The 21,353-nt window shown below is 70.7% G+C and carries 18 protein-coding genes and 2 tRNA genes; 7 read left to right on the forward strand and 13 right to left on the reverse strand.

Annotated features, from left to right (window positions below):
• Nucleotides 1-570 precede the first annotated feature (570 nt).
• A tRNA-Lys gene (locus ACWDN5_RS09285) sits at nucleotides 571-643 on the reverse strand.
• A 165-nt stretch (nucleotides 644-808) separates the two neighbouring features.
• Between ACWDN5_RS09285 and ACWDN5_RS09290 the strand changes: the two genes are divergently transcribed.
• Nucleotides 809-1,990 carry an Ig-like domain-containing protein gene (locus ACWDN5_RS09290; protein WP_449675750.1) on the forward strand — a complete coding sequence of 394 codons (1,182 nt, stop codon included), beginning with the start codon at nucleotides 809-811 and terminating at the stop codon, nucleotides 1,988-1,990.
• On the opposite strand, the gene proP is transcribed toward ACWDN5_RS09290, so the two are convergent.
• From proP to orn, 3 genes are all read right to left on the reverse strand, one after another.
• A complete protein-coding gene (gene proP, locus ACWDN5_RS09295; RefSeq protein WP_449675752.1) occupies nucleotides 1,987-3,414 on the reverse strand; it encodes a glycine betaine/L-proline transporter ProP in 1,428 nt (475 codons plus the stop codon). The genes ACWDN5_RS09290 and proP overlap by 4 nt on opposite strands.
• A gap of 96 nt (nucleotides 3,415-3,510) precedes the next feature.
• Nucleotides 3,511-3,586, reverse strand: a tRNA-His gene (locus ACWDN5_RS09300).
• Nucleotides 3,587-3,663: 77 nt separating this feature from the next.
• A complete protein-coding gene (orn, locus tag ACWDN5_RS09305; RefSeq protein ID WP_310971174.1) occupies nucleotides 3,664-4,272 on the reverse strand; it encodes an oligoribonuclease in 609 nt (202 codons plus the stop codon).
• A gap of 102 nt (nucleotides 4,273-4,374) precedes the next feature.
• On the opposite strand from orn, the gene ACWDN5_RS09310 reads away from it, so the two are divergent.
• Together ACWDN5_RS09310 and ACWDN5_RS09315 are read left to right on the forward strand one after the other, a co-directional pair.
• Complete coding sequence (locus ACWDN5_RS09310) at nucleotides 4,375-5,907, forward strand: helicase HerA-like domain-containing protein (protein WP_449675754.1); 1,533 nt, start codon at nucleotides 4,375-4,377, stop codon at nucleotides 5,905-5,907.
• Nucleotides 5,908-5,973: 66 nt separating this feature from the next.
• Nucleotides 5,974-6,351: a DUF3224 domain-containing protein gene (locus ACWDN5_RS09315; RefSeq protein WP_449675756.1), complete on the forward strand. Its 378-nt coding sequence runs from the start codon at nucleotides 5,974-5,976 to the stop codon at nucleotides 6,349-6,351.
• A 115-nt stretch (nucleotides 6,352-6,466) separates the two neighbouring features.
• Here the strand turns inward: ACWDN5_RS09315 and ACWDN5_RS09320 are convergent, their stop codons facing one another.
• The 4 genes from ACWDN5_RS09320 to ACWDN5_RS09335 form a co-directional block, all read right to left on the reverse strand.
• A complete protein-coding gene (locus ACWDN5_RS09320; protein ID WP_449675758.1) occupies nucleotides 6,467-7,489 on the reverse strand; it encodes a S1C family serine protease in 1,023 nt (340 codons plus the stop codon).
• Between the two features lie 98 nt (nucleotides 7,490-7,587).
• Entirely contained in the window at nucleotides 7,588-8,910 is a 1,323-nt protein-coding gene (locus tag ACWDN5_RS09325) for a M20 family metallopeptidase (protein WP_449675760.1), read from the reverse strand.
• Nucleotides 8,911-8,924: 14 nt separating this feature from the next.
• A complete protein-coding gene (locus ACWDN5_RS09330) occupies nucleotides 8,925-9,980 on the reverse strand; it encodes an IS110 family transposase (protein ID WP_449675762.1) in 1,056 nt (351 codons plus the stop codon).
• Between the two features lie 230 nt (nucleotides 9,981-10,210).
• Complete coding sequence (locus ACWDN5_RS09335; RefSeq protein ID WP_449675764.1) at nucleotides 10,211-10,981, reverse strand: class I SAM-dependent methyltransferase; 771 nt, start codon at nucleotides 10,979-10,981, stop codon at nucleotides 10,211-10,213.
• A 167-nt stretch (nucleotides 10,982-11,148) separates the two neighbouring features.
• Between ACWDN5_RS09335 and ACWDN5_RS09340 the strand changes: the two genes are divergently transcribed.
• The 3 genes from ACWDN5_RS09340 (at nucleotide 11,149) to ACWDN5_RS09350 (ending at nucleotide 14,924) form a co-directional block, all read left to right on the forward strand.
• Nucleotides 11,149-12,054, forward strand: coding sequence for a DNA-3-methyladenine glycosylase family protein (locus tag ACWDN5_RS09340; RefSeq protein ID WP_449675766.1), 906 nt, complete (start codon nucleotides 11,149-11,151; stop codon nucleotides 12,052-12,054).
• Nucleotides 12,055-12,810: 756 nt separating this feature from the next.
• The gene (locus ACWDN5_RS09345) at nucleotides 12,811-13,587 is read left to right on the forward strand and encodes a M50 family metallopeptidase (protein WP_449675768.1); all 777 of its coding nucleotides are present in this window, start codon (nucleotides 12,811-12,813) and stop codon (nucleotides 13,585-13,587) included.
• A 104-nt stretch (nucleotides 13,588-13,691) separates the two neighbouring features.
• Nucleotides 13,692-14,924, forward strand: a complete 1,233-nt coding sequence (locus tag ACWDN5_RS09350) for an aldehyde dehydrogenase family protein (RefSeq protein WP_449675770.1) — start codon at nucleotides 13,692-13,694, stop codon at nucleotides 14,922-14,924.
• Between the two features lie 11 nt (nucleotides 14,925-14,935).
• Here ACWDN5_RS09350 and ACWDN5_RS09355 read toward each other — a convergent pair whose 3' ends face one another.
• Nucleotides 14,936-15,187: a hypothetical protein gene (locus ACWDN5_RS09355; protein WP_449675771.1), complete on the reverse strand. Its 252-nt coding sequence runs from the start codon at nucleotides 15,185-15,187 to the stop codon at nucleotides 14,936-14,938.
• A gap of 89 nt (nucleotides 15,188-15,276) precedes the next feature.
• Between ACWDN5_RS09355 and ACWDN5_RS09360 the strand changes: the two genes are divergently transcribed.
• On the forward strand, nucleotides 15,277-16,368 hold the full coding sequence (locus tag ACWDN5_RS09360; RefSeq protein WP_449675772.1) for a dihydrofolate reductase family protein: 1,092 nt from the start codon (nucleotides 15,277-15,279) through the stop codon (nucleotides 16,366-16,368).
• A 14-nt stretch (nucleotides 16,369-16,382) separates the two neighbouring features.
• On the opposite strand, the gene ACWDN5_RS09365 is transcribed toward ACWDN5_RS09360, so the two are convergent.
• From ACWDN5_RS09365 to ACWDN5_RS09380, 4 genes are all read right to left on the reverse strand, one after another.
• Nucleotides 16,383-17,588 carry a chitinase gene (locus ACWDN5_RS09365; RefSeq protein ID WP_310971185.1) on the reverse strand — a complete coding sequence of 402 codons (1,206 nt, stop codon included), beginning with the start codon at nucleotides 17,586-17,588 and terminating at the stop codon, nucleotides 16,383-16,385.
• A gap of 146 nt (nucleotides 17,589-17,734) precedes the next feature.
• The gene (locus ACWDN5_RS09370; protein WP_449675773.1) at nucleotides 17,735-18,808 is read right to left on the reverse strand and encodes a sensor histidine kinase; all 1,074 of its coding nucleotides are present in this window, start codon (nucleotides 18,806-18,808) and stop codon (nucleotides 17,735-17,737) included.
• On the reverse strand, nucleotides 18,805-19,461 hold the full coding sequence (locus ACWDN5_RS09375) for a response regulator transcription factor (protein WP_310971187.1): 657 nt from the start codon (nucleotides 19,459-19,461) through the stop codon (nucleotides 18,805-18,807). Before ACWDN5_RS09375 ends, ACWDN5_RS09370 begins: the two co-directional genes overlap by 4 nt.
• A 35-nt stretch (nucleotides 19,462-19,496) precedes the next feature.
• Nucleotides 19,497-21,320 carry an ArnT family glycosyltransferase gene (locus tag ACWDN5_RS09380; protein WP_449675774.1) on the reverse strand — a complete coding sequence of 608 codons (1,824 nt, stop codon included), beginning with the start codon at nucleotides 21,318-21,320 and terminating at the stop codon, nucleotides 19,497-19,499.
• Between the last annotated feature and the right edge of the window lie 33 nt (nucleotides 21,321-21,353).

Consider the following 21,353-nt stretch of genomic DNA (forward strand, 5'->3'; position numbering starts at 1 on the left):
GGACAGGCGTAACAACTTACCTACGCAAACTCCGAAAAGCCCCGTCCGATTGTGTGTGCAGTTCGTGCACCCAAGTGCCGACTGTCCTCACTGGACTGTCCACAAACACCGCCTGGCCAAGCTGACTTGAGTGGACCGCGCCTCGCGGTCCAGCGGCCGAAAAACCTTTGCTCGGGGGAGTTCCACCGATTCGCGCGTGCCACCTACGCCCAGCTCGCGCCATGGCCATGTCCGCCTACCACGCCATCGACGCGCTGCCCGCGCCCGGAGGCAGCCGGGTCGCTCTGCACGCGGCCAAGTCGCCGCGCACCGTGGCGCTGATCGTGGCCTGCCTGCTCGGCCTGGCGGCCGTTCCTCGTGCCTTCCACCGAGCTGGGCGAGGACGCGCTGGAGACGCTCCTCGCACGGGCCGGCGCCACCCACGTGCTCACCGTCGAGGTCGAGAAGGCCAAGAACAACGGCCGACCGGCACGGCCTCCTTCGGCCCCACGTCGGCCTCACCATGACCAAAGCCCACCGGCAAGATCCTCATGAGAGAGGAACCCGCAGGTGGGCTTTGATTCAGTGGGGTGCGCCATCAGGGACTCGAACCCCGAACCCGCTGGTTAAGAGCCAGCTGCTCTGCCAATTGAGCTAATGGCGCCGGTGTCTGCCGGAGGCTTCCCTCGGCGACGTGGAAAAGATTAGCACCCCTCTCCGAGGCTGTTTCAGGGGGGTCCCCCAAGCCGGTTCCGGCATAGCTGCCCCGGCGTCGCGGCTGGTCGGGCACACTGTAGTCGGACATCGACGGCGAAACAGGCGGGTGGGCATGCGGGGTGTGACGGTGCGGCTGCTGGTGGTCGCCGGGGTGGTCGGACTGGCCGGGTGCAGCAGTACTCCTTCGGGTGAACCTCCCCGGGAGACAGCGCCGCCGTCGAGCCAGAGCAAGCCTGCGCCGAAGCCCGCCGTGCTCAGCCTTACGCCCGCCAAGGATGCGAAGGACGTCGCACCCGGGGAGCCGGTGAGCGTCACCGTCCAGGACGGGAAGGTCGGGGAGGTCAAGCTCACCGGGGCCGATGGCAAGGTCGTCGCCGGCAAGGCGCGGGCCGATGGGTCCGGGTGGGACTCCTCGGAGCCGCTCGGCTACAACAAGACCTACCAGCTGACCGCGACCGCCACCGGCTCCGACGGCAAACCGGTGACGCAGGAGTCGTCCTTCAGCACCGTCAAGCCCGCCCGGCAGCTCGGCGTCTCGGTGAACCTCGGCGAGGGCGAGACCGTCGGGGTCGGGATGCCGCTGATCTTCACCTTCACCGGCAACGTCGCCGACAAGGCCGCGGCCGAGAAGGCGCTGAAGGTCACCGCGGAGCCGGCCACCGAGGGCGCCTTCCGCTGGTTCGGCGACAAGCAGGTCACCTGGCGGCCGAAGGAGTACTGGAAGAGCGGCACCAAGATCAAGGTCGACGCCGCCGTCTACGGCAAGCCGCTCGGGAACGGCAGCTACGGCCGGGAGGACAAGGGAGCCAGCGCGACCGTCGGCGACAAGCTCGTCGCCGTCGCCGACGGCCAGACCCACCAGATGACGGTCACGATCAACGACAAGGAGGTCAAGACCATGCCGACCTCCATGGGCAAGCCCGGCCACAACACGCCGCAGGGCACCTATACCGTCATGAGCGAGCACACCGGCTACACGATGAACTCCGCCACCTACGGCGTCCCCGAGGACGCGCCCGGCGGCTACAGCACCTTCGTGCAGTACGCGGTCCGCCTGTCCTGGAGCGGCATCTTCTACCACTCCGCGCCCTGGTCGGTGCGGCAGCAGGGCCACAGCAACGTCAGCCACGGCTGCCTGAACCTGTCCACCGAGAACACGAAGTGGCTGATGGACACCTCCAAGAAGGGCGACATCGTCACCGTCCGGAACAGCGGCGGCCCGAAGCTCGAACCGACCGACGGCTGGAGCTTCTGGCAACTGTCCTGGGACGAGTGGCGGACGGCGGCGAACTAGCCCGAGCCGCGGACCAGCTCCCGCGCCTCGGCCTCGGTCGACACCGCGGGCCCCGAGCCCCACAGCGGCTTGTTCGCCGTCTCACGGCTGAAGTACACCGCGACCGCGCCGATCGCGCCCGCCGCCATCAGGTACCAGGCCGGCCAGAAGTCGTGGCCGGTGGCGGAGATCAGCGACTGCATCACCAGCGGGGTCGTGCCGCCGAAGAGCGACACCGAGATGTTGAATGCGATGGACAGCGCGCCGTACCGGATCGCCGTCGGGAACAGCGCGGGCAGCGCCGCGGGCATCGACACCTCGAAGCAGAGCAGCAGCAGGCCCAGCCCCATCAGCCCGAGGAACGTGAGCACGAGCCCGCCGTCGTGGACGAGCAGCATCAGCGGCCAGGACAGCACGAGGAACCCGAGGCAGCCGGCCATCATCACCGGCTTGCGGCCGACGTGGTCGGTGATCCGGCCGCCGACCATGATGATGAGCATCATCACGACCATGACGACGATGATCAGCAGCAGCCCGTGGGTGGCGTCGAGGTGCAGCTGCTCCGACAGGTACGTCGGCATGTAGGACAGCAGCATGTAGTCGGTGACGTTGAACACGAGGACCAGGCCGACGCAGATGAGCAGCGCGGGCCAGTACTCGGTGAACATCTTCCAGAAGGGCTCCCCGGACCGTCCCCGCTTCTCGGCCTCCTCGGCGTGCTTCTGGAACGCGGGCGTCTCCTCCAGCTTCAGCCGCATGTAGAGCCCGATGATCCCCAGCGGGCCGGCCACCAGGAACGGAACCCGCCACCCCCAGTCGAGCAACGTCTCGTGCGGCACCCAGGCCTTCATCCCGGTGACGACGGACGCGCCCAGCACGTACCCGGACAGCGTCCCGAACTCCAGCCAGGACCCCATGAACCCTCGCCGCTTGTCGGGTGAGTACTCGGCGATGAAGGTGGTGGCGCCGCCGTACTCGCCCCCGGTGGAGAAGCCCTGCACCATCCGCGCGAGCACCAGGAGGATGGGCGACCAGACGCCGATCGAGCTGTACGACGGGATCAGCCCGATGCACAGGGTGCCGATGGCCATCATGATCATGGTGACGGCGAGCACCTTCTGCCGCCCGATCCGGTCCCCGAGCGGCCCGAACACGAGCCCGCCGAGCGGCCGCATCAGGAAGGCGGCGGTGAAGGCGCCGAACGTCCCGATCAGCCGGACGCCGGGAGACACGCTGGCCGGGAAGAACACCTCGGCGATGGTGTCGGCGATGTAGGCGTAAACGCCGAAGTCGAACCACTCCATGGCGTTGCCGAGCGCGGCGGCCCCCACCGCCCGCTTGAGCAACGACCGGTCGACGACGGTGATGTCCTCGTACCGCAGCTTCTTCTTACGACCCCGGATCTTCGGTGCTGAACGTGCCACCAGAACACCGTGCACCGGCATTCGGCCGCTCGCACGCTGAGCCATCCGGTCGTGAGCGTTGCCACGGACGGCCGAACACAAAACCCCAGCTCGGACCGAAGATCCAAACTGGGGTGATGGGGTGAGCGACGGGTTTCGAACCCGCGACCTCCTGGACCACAACCAGGTGCTCTACCAGCTGAGCTACGCCCACCATCGCCGAGGGGATCCGCTTGCGATCACCTCGCTGGCAGTAATCGTAGCGGGTGCCCTCGACCGCTTTTCACCGGGTCACCTCTGGTGGTGTTCCTGCACTTCAGCGGCGGCGGCCTTGGCTTCTTCGCTGGTGGGGCCGGGCTGGGGGACGAAGGCGACGCGCCGGTAGTAGTCGAGTTCGCCGATGGATTCGCGGATGTCGGCGAGGGCCCGGTGGGCGAGGCCCTTCTCCGGCTTGGCGTAGTAGATGCGCGGGTACCAGCGGCGGACGAGTTCCTTGACGGAGGAGACGTCGACCATGCGGTAGTGCAGGTGGGCGTCGAGCGCGGGCATGTCGCGGGAGATGAAGCCGCGGTCGGTGGCGATGGAGTTGCCGGCGAGGGGCGCGGTGCCCGGCTCGGGGACGTGCTCGCGGATGTAGTCGAGGACGCGGCGTTCGGCTTCTTCGAGGGTCACCGTGGAGCGGCGGACTTCTTCGGTGAGGCCGGAGTGGGCGTGCATCTCGCGGACGACTTCGGGCATCCCGGCGAGCTTTTCCTCGTCGGCGTGGATGACGATGTCGACTCCGTCGCCGAGCACGTTCAGCTCCGCGTCGGTGACGAGGGCGGCGATTTCGATCAACGCTTCCTTGCCGAGGTCGAGCCCCGTCATTTCGCAGTCGATCCAGACTAGGCGGTCGGTCACCTGGTGACCCTAACCCGACACGGGGATGCGAAGGGCGTTACCTGCGCGTACGGCGCGTTACGCTCCCGGTGTGGTCCAGGACACACGATCGGGGAGCTGCGAGTGACCGAGCAGGCGTCGCCGGCGAGTGAGATCGCCGCCGGATATGCGAGTGAGGGTGCCGCGCTGGAGCTGGGTGCGGTGGTGATCGACGGGCAGGTGGACACGGCCGCGGCCGTGCGCCTGCCGTTGGCGACGCTGAACCGGCACGGGCTGGTCGCCGGCGCGACCGGGACCGGCAAGACGAAGACGTTGCAGCTGATCTCGGAGCAGCTGTCGGCGGCCGGGGTGCCGGTGGTGCTCGCCGACGTCAAGGGCGACCTGTCCGGACTGGCTGCGGCCGGCGAGGCGAACGACAAGGTCACCAAGCGTGCGCAGGAACTCGGCGACGACTGGGCGGGCGCGGCGTTCCCGGTGCAGTTCCTGTCGCTGGGCACCGGCGGGAAGGGCTCGCCGATCCGGGCGACGATCACCAGTTTCGGGCCGGTGCTGCTGTCCAAGGTGCTGGGGCTCAACGAGACGCAGGAGTCCACGCTCGGGCTGATCTTCCACTGGGCCGACCAGCGCGGCTTGGCGTTGCTGGACACGAAGGACCTCCGGTCGGTGATCACGCACCTGACCAGTGACGAGGGCAAGGCGGACCTCAAGGGGATCGGCGGGGTCTCGGCGGCGACGGCCGGGGTGATCCTGCGCGCGCTGTCCAATCTGGAGGCGCAGGGCGGGGAGGACTTCTTCGGCGAGCCCGAACTGGACGTGCACGACCTCATGCGCGCTCGCGACGGCAAGGGCGTCGTCACGCTGCTGGAGCTGGACAACCTGCAGTCGAAGCCGGCGCTGTTCTCGACGTTCCTGATGTGGCTGCTGGCCGAGCTGTTCGAGGAACTGCCCGAGGAGGGCGATCTCGACCAGCCGAAGCTCGTGTTCTTCTTCGACGAGGCCCACCTGCTCTTCGCCGACGCGTCGAAGGCGTTCCTCGAGCGCATCGAGCAGACCGTGAAGCTGATCCGGTCGAAGGGCGTCGGCGTGTTCTTCTGCACGCAGCTGCCCACGGACATCCCGAACGCCGTGCTTTCGCAGCTCGGCGCGCGGATCCAGCACGCGCTGCGGGCGTTCACCCCGGACGACCAGGCGGCGCTGGCCAAGACGGTGAAGACCTACCCGAAGACGAAGTTCTACGAGCTCGACACGGCGTTGACGTCGCTGGGCATCGGCGAGGCCGTCGTCACGGTGCTGTCGGAGCGCGGTGCGCCGACGCCGGTGGCGTGGACGCGGCTGCGGGCGCCGCGGTCGAAGATGGGCTCGATCGGCGACGAGGCGATTGCCGCTGCGGTGTCTTCGTCGGACCTGCACGCGAAGTACGCCGAGACGATCGACCGGGAGTCGGCCTACGAGAAGCTGGCCGCGAAGGTCGCCGCCGCCCCTGAGGCCGCGCCGGCTCCCGCGCCCGAGGCGCCGGCACCTGCGCCCGAGAAGGACGAGCCCGGCTTCATCGAGTCCGCCATGAAGAACCCGGCCGTGAAGTCGTTCATGCGGTCCGCGGCGAGCGCGCTGGGCCGGGAGATCACGCGCGGGCTGTTCGGCAACCGGAGGCGCTGACAAAACCTGACGCAAGCTGTCAGGTATGGCTGCCAGGCTGGTGCCACCTTCGAAAGGAAATCAGCCATGACCAGCACTGCCGCCGCGTCGTTCGTCCTCGACAAGTGGGAACCGCGGGCGACCGACGAGGCCGGGGGCACCGAGTTCGCCCGGGTGGCGATCGGCAAGACGTTCACCGGCGCGGTCGAGGGGACCAGCACCGTCGAGATGCTTTCGGCGTCCAACGCGACTTCGCGCGCGTACGTCGCCTTCGAACGTCTCGAGGTCTCGGTCGACGGCCGCAAGGGCGGCTTCGTCCTGCATCACTCGGCCGACGACTCCGGCCTGGCGCTGAAGATCCTCACCGGCTCGGGCTTCGGCGAACTCGCCGGGATCGCCGGGATGGCGAGCATCGAGATCGACGAGGAGAAGAACCACCTCTTCACCCTCACCTACACGCTCTGAGCAGCGCGAAGGCCGTTTCGAGAGCCCCCGATTGACTCTCGAAACGGCCTTCGCGGTGTTCTCCCGCTCCCCGAAGCGGGGGGACGGGCCGCCCCGACCACGGCCCGTCCGCGTCCTAGTTGTTCACGATCTGGTCGACGATCTTCTTGGCGTCGTTGATCGGGATGGCGAACCCGATCCCGACGCTGCCCGCCGCACCGTTGGCCGAGGCCGAGGGGCTGTAGAGCGCCGAGTTGATGCCGATCACGTTGCCCTGGGTGTCGACCAGCGCGCCACCGGAGTTGCCCTGGTTGATCGCGGCGTCGGTCTGGATCGCGGTGTAGCTGGGTGAGTCTTCGCTCTGGTTCGACGTGCGGCTGAACGGCGAGCGCTGCTGCTCGCCCTGCCCGATGTCGGACAGGTTCCGGTTCAGCGCGCTGACGATGCCGGTGGTGACGGTGTTCTGCAGGCCGCCCGGCGAGCCGATCGCGACCACCGACTGGCCGACGACGAGCTTGCTCGAGTCGCCCAGGCCGGCCGCGGTCAGGCCGCTGGCGTTCTGGGCCTGGACCACGGCGATGTCCGCCTTGGTGTCCGCGCCGACCACGCTGGCCTGGTACTTCTTGCCGTCGGAGGTGGTGATGACGACGTTCTGGGCGCCGTCGACGACGTGCGCGTTGGTCAGGATCCGGCCGTTCGAGGTGAGGATGACGCCGGAGCCGATGGCCTCGCCCTGGGCGGTCGTGACGTTGATCTGGACGACGCTCGGCGTCACCTTCGCCGCGACCGCGCTGACGTCGCCGGAGGTCGAGTTCGCGACCGTCTGCCCGTTCGCCGCCGGCGTGCTGACCGACGTCGTCGCGCCGTCCGCCGAGGTCGTCGTGAGCCCGACGATCGCGGCGCCGCCGACGCCGCCGACCAGCGCGGCGCCGAGCGCGGTCGCGCTGACGAACATCGCGACCCGGCCACCCTTGCGCGGCTTGGCCTTCAGCGCCGTGGGCGCCTGGGAGCCCGGCGGCGGCTGCGGGGTGAAGAGCGGATTCGGCGCGGCCTGCTGCTGGTAGGCGTACTGCGCGTACGGCCCGTACTGCTGGGTGCTCTGGTGCGGCTGGTGCCCACCGGTTGAGGCGGGGCCGGGCCGACTCTCGTTCTCGGTCATGGCACCAGATTCGCGCCCGTGCTTGTGAGCAGCCTGTGGAAATACCTCAGGCTTTGCTGAGAAGAATCAGCTGAGAAAACTCAGGTAATCCTCAGGCGTCAGACGAAGAACGACGGGACGTCCAGGGCACCTCCCGCCGCTTCGAACTCGTCGTGCACGGCCTTGCGCAGCTCGGCGTCGCCGAGGTAGTCGGCGGCGGTCAGAGCCAGCCCCAGCGCGCCGTCGCGGACTCCCTGGTCGCCCGTCTCGGACCCGGCCGCGGCCGCGAACTCCTTGGTGTGCAACGCAACCGTGGGCCCCGCGATCGCCAGCATCGGGTGCAGCGCCGGGACGCGGTAGGAGAGGTTGCCGAGGTCGGTGGAGCCGGTGAGCGACTCCGGCACGATGCCCGGTGGGAGTGGCTTGCGGCCGGTGATCACCTGGTTGGCCGACCAGCGCCCGGCGAGCGCGGTGTTGAACCGGATGGGCAGGTAGGCCGGCTGGGCGTCCCAGATCAGCTCGACGCCGCAGCCGGTCATCGCCGCGGCGCCTTCGGCGATCGACGTCATGCGGGCGGCGAGGTCGCGCAGGGTTTCCGGGGACTGGGACCGGAGGTAGAACAGCAGCGCGGCCCGGGCCGGGATGACGTTGGGCCGGGCGCCGCCGTCGGTGAACACGCCGTGAACGCGGTCGCTCTGCGGGAGCTGCTGGCGCAGCGCCGAGACACCTTGGTATGCGGCGACGGCGGCGTCGAGCGCGTTGCGGCCCATGAACGGCTGGGCGCTCGCGTGTGCGCCGACGCCGTGGAAGACCATCTCCAGCTGACGCCGCCCGAGGAACGGGTGCAGGGCGATGTCGTGACTGAACGGGTGCAGCATGATCACCGCGTCGACGTCGTCGAACACGCCGGCGCGGGCCAGGATCTCCTTGCCGCCCCCGCCTTCCTCGGCCGGTGTGCCGATCAGGCTGACGCGCCCGCCGAGCCGCTCGGCGACGGTCGCGGCGCCGAGGAACCCGCCCGCGGCGGTGGTGCAGATGACGTTGTGGCCGCAGGCGTGGCCCAGCCCGGGCAGCGCGTCGTACTCGGCGAGGATCGCGATGTGCGGGCCTTGTTGCTGTCGCGTGCTGACGCGCAGCGCGGTGTCGAGCCCGCCGACGCCGACCGTGGCTTCGTGGCCGTGACGCTGCAGGAGGTCGGCCAGGGCGCGGACCGACCGGTGCTCGGTGAACCCCTCCTCGGGGTGGGTGTGCAGATCTTGGCTCAACGCCACCAGATCGGGTGAGCTGCGTTCGACCGCGGCGGTCACTTCGGCCCGCGTCGCCTCGTCCGCGCCGGTGTGCGGCGAGGACAGCGGTTCGGCGGCCGCGACGGCGTCGGCGGTGGCCTCGACCAGGGAACGCAGGTAGCTGTCGTCGGGCGGGACGGGGGCGGTGTCGGTCATGGGTTGCTCCTATGTCAAGCCGCTGCGGGGGGCGTGGTTGGTTGCTGGGTTGTGTCGTGGTGGAGGGTGTTGTAGACGATGCGGGCGAGGCGTCGTTTGAGGGCGCGGAGTGCTTCCATGGTGGTGTCTGCGGTGGTTCGTCGGCGGTGGATGTAGTCGCGGCCGGGACCGTTCAGGCGGGTCTGGGTGACGGCGATGCGGTGCAGTGCGGCGTTGAGTTGCCGGTTGCCGCCGCGGGCCAGCCGGTGTCGGTTGGTCTTGCCGGAGGAGGTGGGGATGGGGGCGACGCCGGCGTGCATGGCGAAGCAGGCTTCGGAGCGGAACCGGGTCACGTTGGCGGTTTCACCGACGATTTTCGCCGCGGTCAGCGCACCACAGCCGGGTATGGCGAGCAGGCGGGGTGCGACGTGCGCCATCCGCTGGGCGAGTTCCCGCTCCAGCGCGTTGGCGCGCACGGTGAGTGCCCGGATGTCGGTGACCAGTTCGGCGGCGACGCGCACCACGATCGATGCCGGCTGCTGGGCCAGCCATGCGGTGAGCCGGTCGAGTTCGCAGAGCCGGTTCAGGCCGCGGGCGGTGGGGTCGAGTTCGGGGTCGAGTTCCTGCAGGTGCCAGCGCAGCCGGTTCTGCATCTGGGTGCGAGTGTTGACCAGGTCTTCGCGGAGGTCGACGAGCAGTTTGACCTCGCGGGAGACGCTGTCGTGTGTGGCGGCCGGCAGGTTCGGTTCGCGCAGCGCGGCCCGGGCGATGGCCAGTGCGTCGATCGGGTCGGACTTTCCGCGCGTGCGGGCCGAGGAGCGGGCCCCGGCCATCAGTTTCGGCGGTACCCGGACCACGGTCTGTCCCGCGGCCAGCAGCGCCCGTTCCAGCCGGGTCGACACGTGCCGGCAGTCTTCCACCGCGAACACCAGCTCGGTGTCCGGCCAGTTCCGCAGTGCCCAGCGCAGCAGCTGCCGGTGACCGGCATCCGTCGCCAGCATCGTCTTCTGGTCGAGTTTGCGTCCGACCTGCTCGACCGCGACCGCGGTGTGGGTGTCTTTATGGACATCGATACCCAGCATCACCACCATGGGGATGGTCTCCTTCCAGCTCGAAGGGACGGCTGGGCCGGCCGGCGGACACACCTCAGTGGGGCGCTGCCACGCTCCTATCAAGTCACGCCGGTCGGCCCTGGCTCACCGGTGACCGGCACAACGCATGATCGCCAACCCACGGGCGGCAGCGACGCTACGAGCCAGGTCACCGGCCAGGATCCCAACCACCGCAACAGCGGCAACAACACCCTGACACTGAGGCGATGCTAACCGGGACCTCCGACATTTTGCGGTGCTCGGCCCGCGACGATCTGCGTGACGCCGGCGTACCGTTCGGTGAGCTCCGTGAAGCCGCGGGCACGGAGGCTCGCCGCGATTTCGCCACGGTCGAACATCTTCTGGCCGCTCACGATCCCGCCGGCCGTCTCGATCAGACGCGCGGGTTGCCAGCCGCGGCGGGCGCTGGTCAGCAGCACAATCCGGCCGCCTGGTTTCACTACGCGCGCGAAGGAGTCCAGGGCGGTCTCCTGCTCGGCGAACATGTGCAGCGCGGCGAAGCAGCAAATGCCGTCTACTGTGGACGGTTTCAGCGGAAGGTGCACGGCGTCGGCGCGCAGGTAGGCGACGGTGTCCGGGCCGCCCTCGGCGACGGCCTTGGCGAGCATGGTGCGGGCGCCGTCGAGGCCGATCGCGAGTCCGTCCGGGCCGACGGCCGCGCCGAACGCGCGGGTGAACCGGCCGGTCCCGCAGGCGACGTCCAGCGCGGTGTGGCCGGGTTTCAGCCGGAGGAGTTCCGTGGCGATCCTGATTTCGCCCGTCATGCTCGGCCCGAGCGGGCCCTTGAGCGCGCGGCCGAGGGCGGGGCGCCAGTAGCGTTCGTAGACCTGCGGGAGCAGGGTGGTGCGCATCAGGCGCTGAGTGAGACCGGTCGGCGGGCCGGCCTGGTGCGCGGCGCCGAGCAGGTCGAGGTAGCCGTCGTCCACTTCGGCCGGCGTCCCGAGCAGGGCCTGGAGACGGTCGGATGCGCTGGTCGGCACGGGTTCTCCTCGCTTTCGGATACCGCCAGTATGTCAACCGTCTGGCCACTCGTTCGAGTGAACAAATCCGGGCTCAGGCGTTCGACGCCCGGAATTGTCGGTCCCCCTTCCTAACGTCGCAGGCGAGGCCCGATCCAGCCCGATCGGGCCCGAGCCGAGGAGGAGAGATGACGACGATTTCCCGTCCCTGTGGCGAGATCTCGGTAATCGGTGAGTTCGACCTGGCCGCGGCAGCCCGCTTCCTGACCGGGTTCGCCCCGGCCGGCCGGCCGGACGCCGAACCCGGCGCCCTGCGGGTGGCGTTCACGCTCGACGGCGAATGGACGCCGGTGGGAGCGGTGCTGCGGCAGAGATCGCCCGGCGAGGTCACGGTCGAGGTCCACGGCCCGCCCGCGCACACCGACGCCGTGGTGGCGCAGGTGAGGAGGATGTGCTCCCTGGACATCGACGGCACGGCATTCCCGGAAGCCGGCGCCCGCGATCCGGTGGTTTCGCTGCTGCAAGGGTTGCACCCGGGCCTGCGCCCGGTCTTGTTCGCATCGCCGTACGAGGCAGCGTGCTGGGCGGTGCTGAGCCACCGGATCTGGATGACACAGGCGGTCAGGCTGCGCCGGCGCTTGACCGAGCGCTACGGCACCGAGGTCGACGTGGGCGGAAGCAGGCTGAGGACGCTCCCGGCCCCGGAGGCGCTGGCGAAGGCGGAGTACCAGCCGGGCTTGCCGGGTCCGAAGCTTCCCCGTCTGAGAGCCATCGCCGAGGCAGCGGCGGAGGGCAAACTGGACGCGGCGACGTTGCGAGCCATGCCGGCTGAGGAAGCACTGAAGCAGCTTCAGTTGCTGCCGGGCGTCGGCCGCTTCAGCGCGGAGCTGATCTTGATCCGCGGTGCCGGTCATCCGGATGTGTTTCCCCGTAGTGAGACACGCCTCCACGAGATCATGCGGGAGGCGTACCACGCCCCGGAGGCGGGAGTCGCGGAGCTGGCGGAGATCGCAGAGGCCTGGGCCCCGTTCCGAAGCTGGGTGTCGTTCCTGTTCCGCGTCGAGGGCGAGGCCCGGATGCGGGAGTCGCGATGACCTGACCCAGCCCCGCCGGCCCCCGGGGCAACCTGGCTGGCCTCGGCCAGACCTGGCCCGACCGACCGGACCCGGGCTGGTCCGCCCCGCCCCGCCCCGCCCCGTCCCGCCCGGGCTCTTCCCGCCCGGCCCGGCCCGGCTCGGTGTTGGCCCGCTTCGGTCCCGGCCCGGCTCGGCCCAGGTCCCGCTTGGCCTGGTCTGGCTTGGCCCGGCCCGGCCCGGCCCGGCCCGGCCCGGCCTGGCCTGGCTCGGCTCGGTGTTGGCCTGCTTCGGTCCTGGCCCGGCTCGGCCCAGGTTCCGCCTGACCTGGTCTGGCTCGGCCTGGTCCGGCCTGACCTGACCCGGCTCGGCCCTGGTCCCGCTTGACCTGGTCCGGCTCGGCCTGGCCCGGCCGAACGGACCAGGCCAAGGCGGCTGACTGGATCGAGGCTAGCTCGACCCCGAGCTGGTCCGTCCCTGCCGGACCGGGGCGACCCGAACCGATGGCGGTCCAGCGGGGCCCGGCCTGGGCTGCGGCCCGCCGTCCAACCGGCGGCCGTCGCATCAGCTGCTCGTCGAGTCCGGATCCGGCTTGGCGCGGCAATGGCTCAGCCGTGTGCGGCGAGTCCCGCTGAAACCCTCGCGCGCCAGCCGACCGGCCGCCAAGCCGATCGACCAGACAGAAAGGAGACCGCCACGACCCAATACCGGAAGCCGCGCAGCAGCAGACGGTGGGGACTCACAGTAGCCAGATATCGCCTGTGGTGAGGTGTCCGGGTGAGCTCGCCCGTTCATTCCGCGCTCGGCGGCCCGGCCGGTGACACCCTGTCAGCACTCCGCGCAGCTGCCGCCACCGATACCGGCTCTCTGCTCGAGCAGGCCCAGGCGCCCGCCGTGGTCACCCTGATCGCCGGTGGTGTGGCGCTGCTCGTCGTACTGGTCGGCGGTACGCCGTGGCGGCGGGCGCGCAACGTCGTCACGATGGTGCACGAGGCCGGCCACGCGCTGGCCGCCGTGCTGGTCGGGCGGCGGCTGCAGGGCATCAAGCTGCACTCGGACACCTCGGGCGTCACCGTCTCGCGCGGCAAGCCCGAGGGGCCGGGCATGGCGTTCACCGCGATGGCCGGGTACCTGGCGCCGTCGGTCCTGGGGCTGCTGTTCGCCAGCCTGCTGGGCGCCGACCTGGTCGGCACGGTACTGGTCCTGATCGCGCTGCTGCTGCTCGGCGTGCTGGTGATGGTGCGCAACGCGTACGGCGTCTTCACCGTCGTCGCCAGCGCTGCGGTGCTGGCGCTGATCGCGTTCGTCGCCCCGGTCGAGCTGCAGGCTCCGTTCGGCTACCTGGTGACGTGGTTCCTACTGTTCGGAGGCGTGCGGCCGGTCGCCGAGCTGCAGGTCAAGCGTCGGCGGGGGCAGGCCCGCGACTCCGACGCGGACCAGCTGGGCCGCTTGACCGCGGTCCCGCCGGTCCTGTGGGTCCTGGTCTTCGCGGTGGCGACGGTCAGCTGCCTGATCGCCGGCGCGCTCTGGCTGCTGGAGCCCGTGGCCAAGTGAGCCGCGGCGCCTGACGGCAGACGAGCCCGTCCGCGGTGGAGCCCGTGGCCGGTCACCGGCGTGCATGCGGCAAACTGGTGGTCCGCGCGGAGGGAGACGTAACGATGGACGAGGTCGCCAAGGCCGTCGAAGAGTGCGCACGGGCGGCGAAGCTCGCCGCGCCGTCGCTGGCTGCCGCGAGCGCCGAGGCCGTCGATGCCGCTCTCAGCGGGATGGCCGAGCGGCTGCTTGCGCACCGTGACGAGATCCTCGAGGCGAACCAGGCCGACGTCGAGCGCGCCAAGGCCGACGGCATGAGCGCCGGCCTGCTCGACCGGCTCACCATAACCCCGGAGCGGCTCACCGGCATGGCCGAACAGCTGCGGCTGCTCGCCGGCGCGCCGCACCAGGAGCGCTCCGTCGACGTATCCACCCTGGACGGCGGGCTGCGGCTGGTCGAACGGCGGCGGCCGGTCGGCGTCATCGGCGCGAACTACGAGGCGCGGCCGAACGTCACCGTCGACGTGGCTTCCCAGCTGGTCAAGTCGCGCAACGCCGGTGTGCTGCGCACCGGCTCGGCCGCGCTCGGGTCGGCCCAGCGGCTGCGGGAGGTCGTCATCGCGCCGGCGCTCGCCGAAGCGGGCATCGACGCCGACTGCGTGCAGCTCGTGCCGCGCGTCGAGCGCGAGGCCGCGTCCGCGCTCGTGCGGCTGCCCGGTCTCGTGCCGTTGGTGATCCTGCGCGGCAGCGGCGACAGCACGCGGGCCCTCGCCACCGAGGCGGCCGTCCACGGCGTGCGCACCCTCGCCCACGCCGACGGCGGTGGCGTCCTCTACGTCGACCGGGGTGCGGACGTCACCAAGGCGCGCGACCTCGTCTACGCCAGCCTCGACCGCTTGGGCGTCTGCAACCGGCTGAACCTGCTGCTCATCCACGAAGACATCCACGACGACGCCTGGCCGGCGATCTCGGACGCGCTCGCCGAGCGCGGCGTCACACCTTCCCTCGCCCCGCACGAGCACCCGATCGGCTACGAGTGGGCGCTGGACTCCGACCGCGAGGCGACCGTCACCGTCGCGAAGGTCGGCTCGCTGTCCGACGCCGTCGAGATCGCCAACGAGCGCACGTCCGGCCTGGCGGCGGGCATCACCACCGAGGACGAGTCGGCCGCCGACGCCTTCTTCGACGGCTACACCGGCACGGGCGTCTTCTGGAACGCCCCGACCCGCCTCCTCGACGGCTTCAAGCTGCTCGCCGTCCCGGAAACCGGCATCAACCTCGACAAGGTCCCCGGTCCCCGCGGCCCGGTGACCTACACCGACCTCTACGTCCGCCAGTACGCGGTCCTGCCGGCCTGAACCGGACGGCGTCAGCGCGTCGGCGGGACACCGGCGAGCCTGCGGAGCTCCTTCACCGTCTCGGCAGCGTTGGTGACCAGCTCGGACGGCCCGTCGGCCTCGCCGGAGTAGCGGTAGATCGCCGTCGGGCCGTCGCTGATGGCGATGGCCGCGACCAGGCGGCCTTCGGGGTCGCGGGTGAGCCCGGTCGTCACCGACACCTCCCGGCCGACGGTGTCGACCGTGGTGAGCGTCCGCTCCTTGTACCAGCCTCGCGTTGTCATGATCAAAAAGCTCCGGGGGAATGGGCACGACAGGGGGATACGTCCTAGGACGCGGGGACCGCCCCGCGCGTTACGGCATACTGGGCCGGGTGATCTCCCGGCCGCACGTCCTGCTGTCCGCCGCGCAGTCGCTCGACGGCTACCTCGACGACAGTTCGCCCGAGCGGCTCGTGCTGTCCACAGAGGACGATTTCGCCGTCGTCGACCGGTTGCGGGCCGAGGCCGACGCCATCTTCGTCGGGGCCGGCACCGTGCGGGCCGACAACCCGCGGCTGCTCGTCCGCTCGCCCGAGCTGCGGCGGCAACGCCTGGACCAGGGGAAGCCCGAACAACCCGTCAAGGTCACCGTGACCACGCGCGGCCTCGACCCGGACGCGCAGTTCTTCACCGTCGGGGACACCGAAAAGATCGTCTACGCCCCACCCGGTGCCGCGGACGCGCTCAAGCACGCCGCCACCGTCGTCGACGCGGGGGACCCGCCCGACTTCGGGCGCATCCTCGACGACCTCGGCGCGCGCGGCATCGAACGCCTGCTGGTCGAGGGCGGCGGCGGGATCCACACGCGGTTCCTCACCGAAGGCCTCGCCGACGAGCTGCGGCTCGCGATCGCGCCGTTCTTCGTCGGGCAGCCGGACGCGCCCCGGTTCGTCGGGCCCGGCCTCTACCCGCGGCCGCTCGTACTGACCGCCGCGAACGAACTGCAGGGCATGGCGATCCTCGAGTATCGCGCCGCCGACGAGCCGGCCGGCCGGGACGTCCAGCGTCTCAAGGAAGCCATCGCGCTCGCCGCCGAGTGCCCGCCCAGCCATACCTTCCGGGTCGGCGCCGTCATCACCGACGCCGACGGCGAAGTCGTCGCCACCGGGCACTCCGGCGAGGGCGACCCGAACAACCACGCCGAAGAAGCCGCGCTGGCCAAGTGCGCCGGCGACCCGCGGCTGGCCGGCGCGACCATGTACAGCTCACTGGAACCGTGCAGTCACCGCAGTTCGCACCCGCGCAGCTGCACCCAGCTCGTCCTCGACGCCGGCATCCCGCGTGTCGTGTTCGCCTGGCGGGAGCCGCCCGTCTTCGTCGACGCCCGGGGCACCGAGCTGCTGCGGCAGGCCGGGCGGCACGTCGTGGAGGTTCCCGCGCTGACCCCGGAGGTCCAGCGCGAGAACACCCACCTCGACTTCTGAAACTCGCGAAGAGATCAGCAGGCGCCGTTGTCCTGCCAGACGCCCCATTCGCCGGTGGTCCCGGGCTCCTCGCCCTGCGTCCACCACTTGGCGGTCCACTTGTGGCTGTTGTGCGAGACGACGTTGTCCTTGACGTAGACCTTCGTCCGGTCCCACTCCGCCGCGGTGCACGAGCCGCCGCCCGGCGTGGTCGGGGTGGTCGTCACCGGCGGGGTCGTCTGCGGCGGCGTCGCCCCGGCGAAGCGGACGCTGAACTTCGTGAAGTCCCAGTCGTTCTGCGGGACGTTGCTGCAGACGCCGTTGTCCGTGGTGCCGACGCAGGCGCGGTCCCGGTTGACCGACCAGAACGTGAAGCGGCCGAGGCCGTGGCTGGTCGCGTAGTCGTACACCGTCTGGAAGTCCGACGTGTAGAACATCTCGGCCGCGTCCGACTTGCCGTTCATGCCGGAAAAGCCTTCGTGCGAGTACGCGGTGGCGCTGTCCCAGCCCATGTGTGACATCAGCAGGCCGTGGAGCGCTTCCAGCGCCGACACCTGCGACGAGCCGCCGTTGAAGCCGCCGTCGAAGGGCATGATCGAGAAGTTGTTCGGCGTGAAGCCGATCGACTTCGCCTGGTCGATCAGCTGCGTGCCGAACCAGCCGGTGCCGGCCGCGGTGCCCGGCATGGTCACCGAGACGAACAGGCCGGGGTTGTTGGCCTGCAACGTCTTCGCGGCGCCGAGCTCGTTCGCGATCGCGGCGGTGTTTTCGTACTCGGGCTCTTCGAGGTCGAAGTCGATCGCCTTGAGCGAGTACTTCGTGATGACCTGCTGGTACGCGGCGGCCGTCGCGGCCACCGTGCCGCAGGTCTGGCCGAGCTTGGTGCCGCCGTACCCGCCGACGGACACCGAGACGTCGCCACCCGCGCCGCGGATCCGCGAGATCACGCCCGCGACGGCGGTGTCGGACGAGACCGCGGACGTGCCGTCCCAGGTGGGGCTGCAGCCGCCGCCGTTCGGCGCGAGGATGAACGCGAGCTGGAACGCCTTGAGCCCGGTCGCGTTCATCACGGTGATCGGGTCCGGCGGGTTGTTGCTCTGGGGCATCAGGTACGGCGCCGCGGCGTACCAGTTGGTGCTCAACGCCGCGGTCGCCGACGGTGCGCCGAGCACGAGGCTGACGGCGGTGGCGGCGAAAGTGGCGGCGGCGAGCCCGACGGCGGCCAGTCTGCTCCTGCGCATGAGCTGTCCTCCCGGTGGGGATCGAGGTGGACAGATCATTGGACTAGACCATTGATGAAGTCAAGGCGCGAAAGTCGGTTCGGTGAAAAGCGCGGGCGAAAAGCGCCGGAATATCCGAAATTCGTCCACGGGACGAGCCGGGAAAGTCACGCCGCGGGCAGCGACACGACCACCACGAGGCCGCCGTCCGCGCGTGCGCTCGCCGTCACCTCGCCGCCGTGGGCGTGGGCCACCGAGCGGACGATCGACAACCCGAGCCCGGTCCCTTCCGCCGCCACGCGGGCGCGGCGGTGGAACGGGTCGAACAGCGCCGGCACCTCGGCCGGCGGGATCACCGGCCCGCTGTTCGCGACCTCCAGCTCCACCCGCCCCGGCAGCGACCGGGTCGCCACGCGCACCCAGCCGCCGGGCACGTTGTGGCGCATCGCGTTCTCCACCAGGTTGCCGGCCAAGCGCTCCAGCAGCACCGCGTCGCCGGCCGTCACCGCTTCGGCCAGGGACTGTTCCACCTCCGGCGGCGCCACCTGCGCGACCAGCGCCGCGAGATCCACCGGGCTTCGCGAGGTCAGCGCGCTCTCCGACTTCGCCAGCAGCAGCAACCCGCTGATCAGCTTTTCGTTCCGCGCGTTGATCTGCAGCAGCTTGCCGCCGAGCTCCCGGACGTCGCCCCCGCGGCGCATCGCCACCTCGACCAGGGACCGGTTCAGCGTCAGCGGCGTGCGCAACTCGTGCGAAGCGTTCGCGACGAACCGCCGCTGGGCGTCGAACGACCGGTCGAGGCGCTCGACCATCACGTCGAACGCGTCGGCGAGGTTCTTCACCTCGTCGTCGGGCCCGCGCAGGGCGATCCGCGCCTGCCCGCCCGGGTCGGCCGCCGCGGCGATGCGGCGCGCGGTGTCGGTGACCTGCCGCAACGGCGCCAGCGCCCGCCCCGCCACCAGCCACCCGAGACCGGCCGCCAGCACCGCGACCGCGCCGAGGGCGATCGCCCCTTGCGTCAGCAGCGACGTCGCCGCCGCCGCGCGGAGCTGGCGGGCCTGCTCGTCGAGGGCGTCCAGGGACGGCAGCGGCGGCGCCCCGGGCGGCGGGGCACCGTTGAGCACCGCGACCCGCTGCCCGACCTGCCGCGTGAACAGCAGGTACGTCACGCCCAGCAGCGCCACGCCGGCCAGCAGGAACAGGCCGCCGTAGAGCACGGTCAGCCGCAGCCGGAGGTTCACCGGAGCCGGTAGCCGACGCCGGTGACCGTCTCCACTAGCGGTGGGTCGCCGAGCTTGCGGCGCAGTTTGAGGACGGTGAGCCGGACCGCGCCGGTGAAGGGGTCCGCGTGCTCGTCCCACACCTTCTCCAGTAGGTGTTCGGCGGACACGGCGGCGCCGTCCGCGCGCAGCAGCTCGGCGAGCACGGCGAACTCCTTTTTGGACAGTGGTAGGCCGCGCCCGTCGCGGAACGCCTCGTGCCGCGCCGGGTCGAGCGTGACGCCGGACCGGCTCAGGACGGGCGGCGCGGCCGGTCGGCAGCGCCGCCCCAGCGACTGGATGCGGGCGGCCAGCTCGGGGAACGCGAACGGCTTCGTCAGGTAGTCGTCCGCGCCGAGGGACAGCCCGGCGACGCGGTCGGTGATCTCCACGGCCGCGGTCAGCATCAGCACCCGCGTCGCCGCTTCGGATGCGACGACCTGCCGGCAGACGTCGTCGCCGTGCACGACCGGCAGGTCCCGGTCGAGCACGACGACGTCGTAGTCGTGCACGGCGATCCGCTCGAGCGCCGCGCCGCCGTCGTGGGCGATGTCGACCGCGTGGGCGTCCTCGCGTAGCCACTCCGCGATCGCGTCCGCGAGCATCGGCTCGTCCTCCACCACCAGGACCCGCATGCCCCGATGATCGCCGCGCCCGTGTTTCTTCGCCGTTAGCACCGGTAGAGCGTGTCCGCGCCCCCGATGACGCGGGTCGGCCGGCCGCCGTACTCGGCGGGGTCGACGACCGTGCAGTGCCGCTCGATCCAGCGTTGCCGTTCGCCCTGGACAGGGCTTCGAGGCGGTCCGGGCGGGGTGCCGGCGCCGCTCAGGACGAACCGCAGCTTGCCTTCGGCGAGCCAGCGCTCCAGCTGGGCGACGGACGGCGCGTTGTCCCGGCCGCCGAAGCCGCCCATGCCGATCACGGTCGCGTCGGAGTCGATGAGGAACGGCGCGACCACCCCCGCCTCGGCGTTCACGGCGAGAGTGATTTCGGTGCCGTTGCGGCGGGCGTAGTCGAGGATGCGGCGTTGCTCGTCCGACAGCTTCGTCGCGCCGTCGCCTCCCACGAGCATCAACCGCGGACCGCCGGGTGACGGCGGCGGAGGAGGAGCTCCCGGGCCGGTGGCGGGCCCGGCGGCGGGCAGTGTCCCGGCCGACGTGCTCTGCGCGGCGGCGTACGACCAGACGGCGGGCGTGAGCAGCAGCGGCACCAGCGCGGTCAACAGCGTGACCCGGCTTCGCCCGAAGTACAGGCCGGCGATGGCTGCGACCCCCGTGCCGAGCACGGCCCAGCGTGTCCAGCCGTGGAACGACGTGTCCCGCGAGGTCAACACGAACGCCCACGCCGCGGTCAGCGCGACGACCAGCGGGAGCAGAGTGCGCCGGTGCTGCCGCCACAGCAGCGCCAGCCCGGCGGCGGAAACCGCGGCGACGGCGGGGGCCAGCGCCGTCGTGTAGTACGGGTGCCAGATGCCGCCGGCGAAGCTGAAGACCACGGTGGTCACGAGCAGCCAGCCGCCCCAGAGCAGCCACCCGGCGTCGCGCCACCGGCGGCCGAGGACGACCAGCACGAGCAGGCACAGCGGCAGTAGCCACGAGATCTGCCCGCCGACGACGTCGTTGAACATCCGGCCGGGTCCGGGTTCACCGCCGAACGACGACATGGTCTGCTGCCCGTTGCGCATGATCATCATGCCGCCGCCCTCGCCGTTGCCGGAGAGCCGGCCGAAGCCGTTGTAGCCGAAGACGAGGTCCCACGCGGAGCCGTCTTCGCTGCCGCCCATGTAGGGCTTGGCGCCGGGCCACCAGTCGTACAGGGCGATCCACCAGAACGAGGAGACGACGAGGACGAGACCGGCGCCGAGGACGTCGAGCAGCCGCCGGCGCAGCGGCCCGCTCGTCCCGGCGAGGTAGGCGGCGACCAGGGCGGGAACGATGATCCACGCCTGCAGCATCTTGGTCAGGAAGCCGCAGCCGACGAAGAAAGCGCACCACCACAGCCACTTCCGGCCGTCCCGCAGCGCGCGGGTGAGCGCGTACGCGGCAGCGACGAGGAAGAGGACGAGCAGCGTGTCGGGGTTGTTGTCCCGGTTGATGATCACGGTGACGGGTGTCAGCGCGAGGATGGCGGCGGCCAGGAGGGCGACGTTCTCGCCGGCCCAGAGCCGGACAGTGCGGTGCAGGAGGAACACCGCGGCGACGCCTTCGAGGACTTGGGGCAGCAGCAGCGCCCAGCCGTGGTAGCCGAAGATCAGCACCGAAAGCGCTTGCGGCCACAACGCGAGAGGCGGTTTGTCGACCGTGACGACGCCGTAGGGATCGAAGGAGCCGAAGAGGAAGTCGGTGAAGTTCTCCGTCATCGACTTGGCGGCGGCGGAGTAGTAGGTGTTCCCGAACTGGCCGTCGCCGATCTTCCAGGCGTAGAGGACGGCGGCGCCGAGGCAGACGAGCGGAAGCGCCCAGGGGCGGGTACGCGGAGGGGCGGCGGTGATCATGCCCGCCACCCAACTCCGGCCCGCGTTTCCCGG

Source organism: Amycolatopsis sp. NPDC003731, from assembly GCF_053586895.1.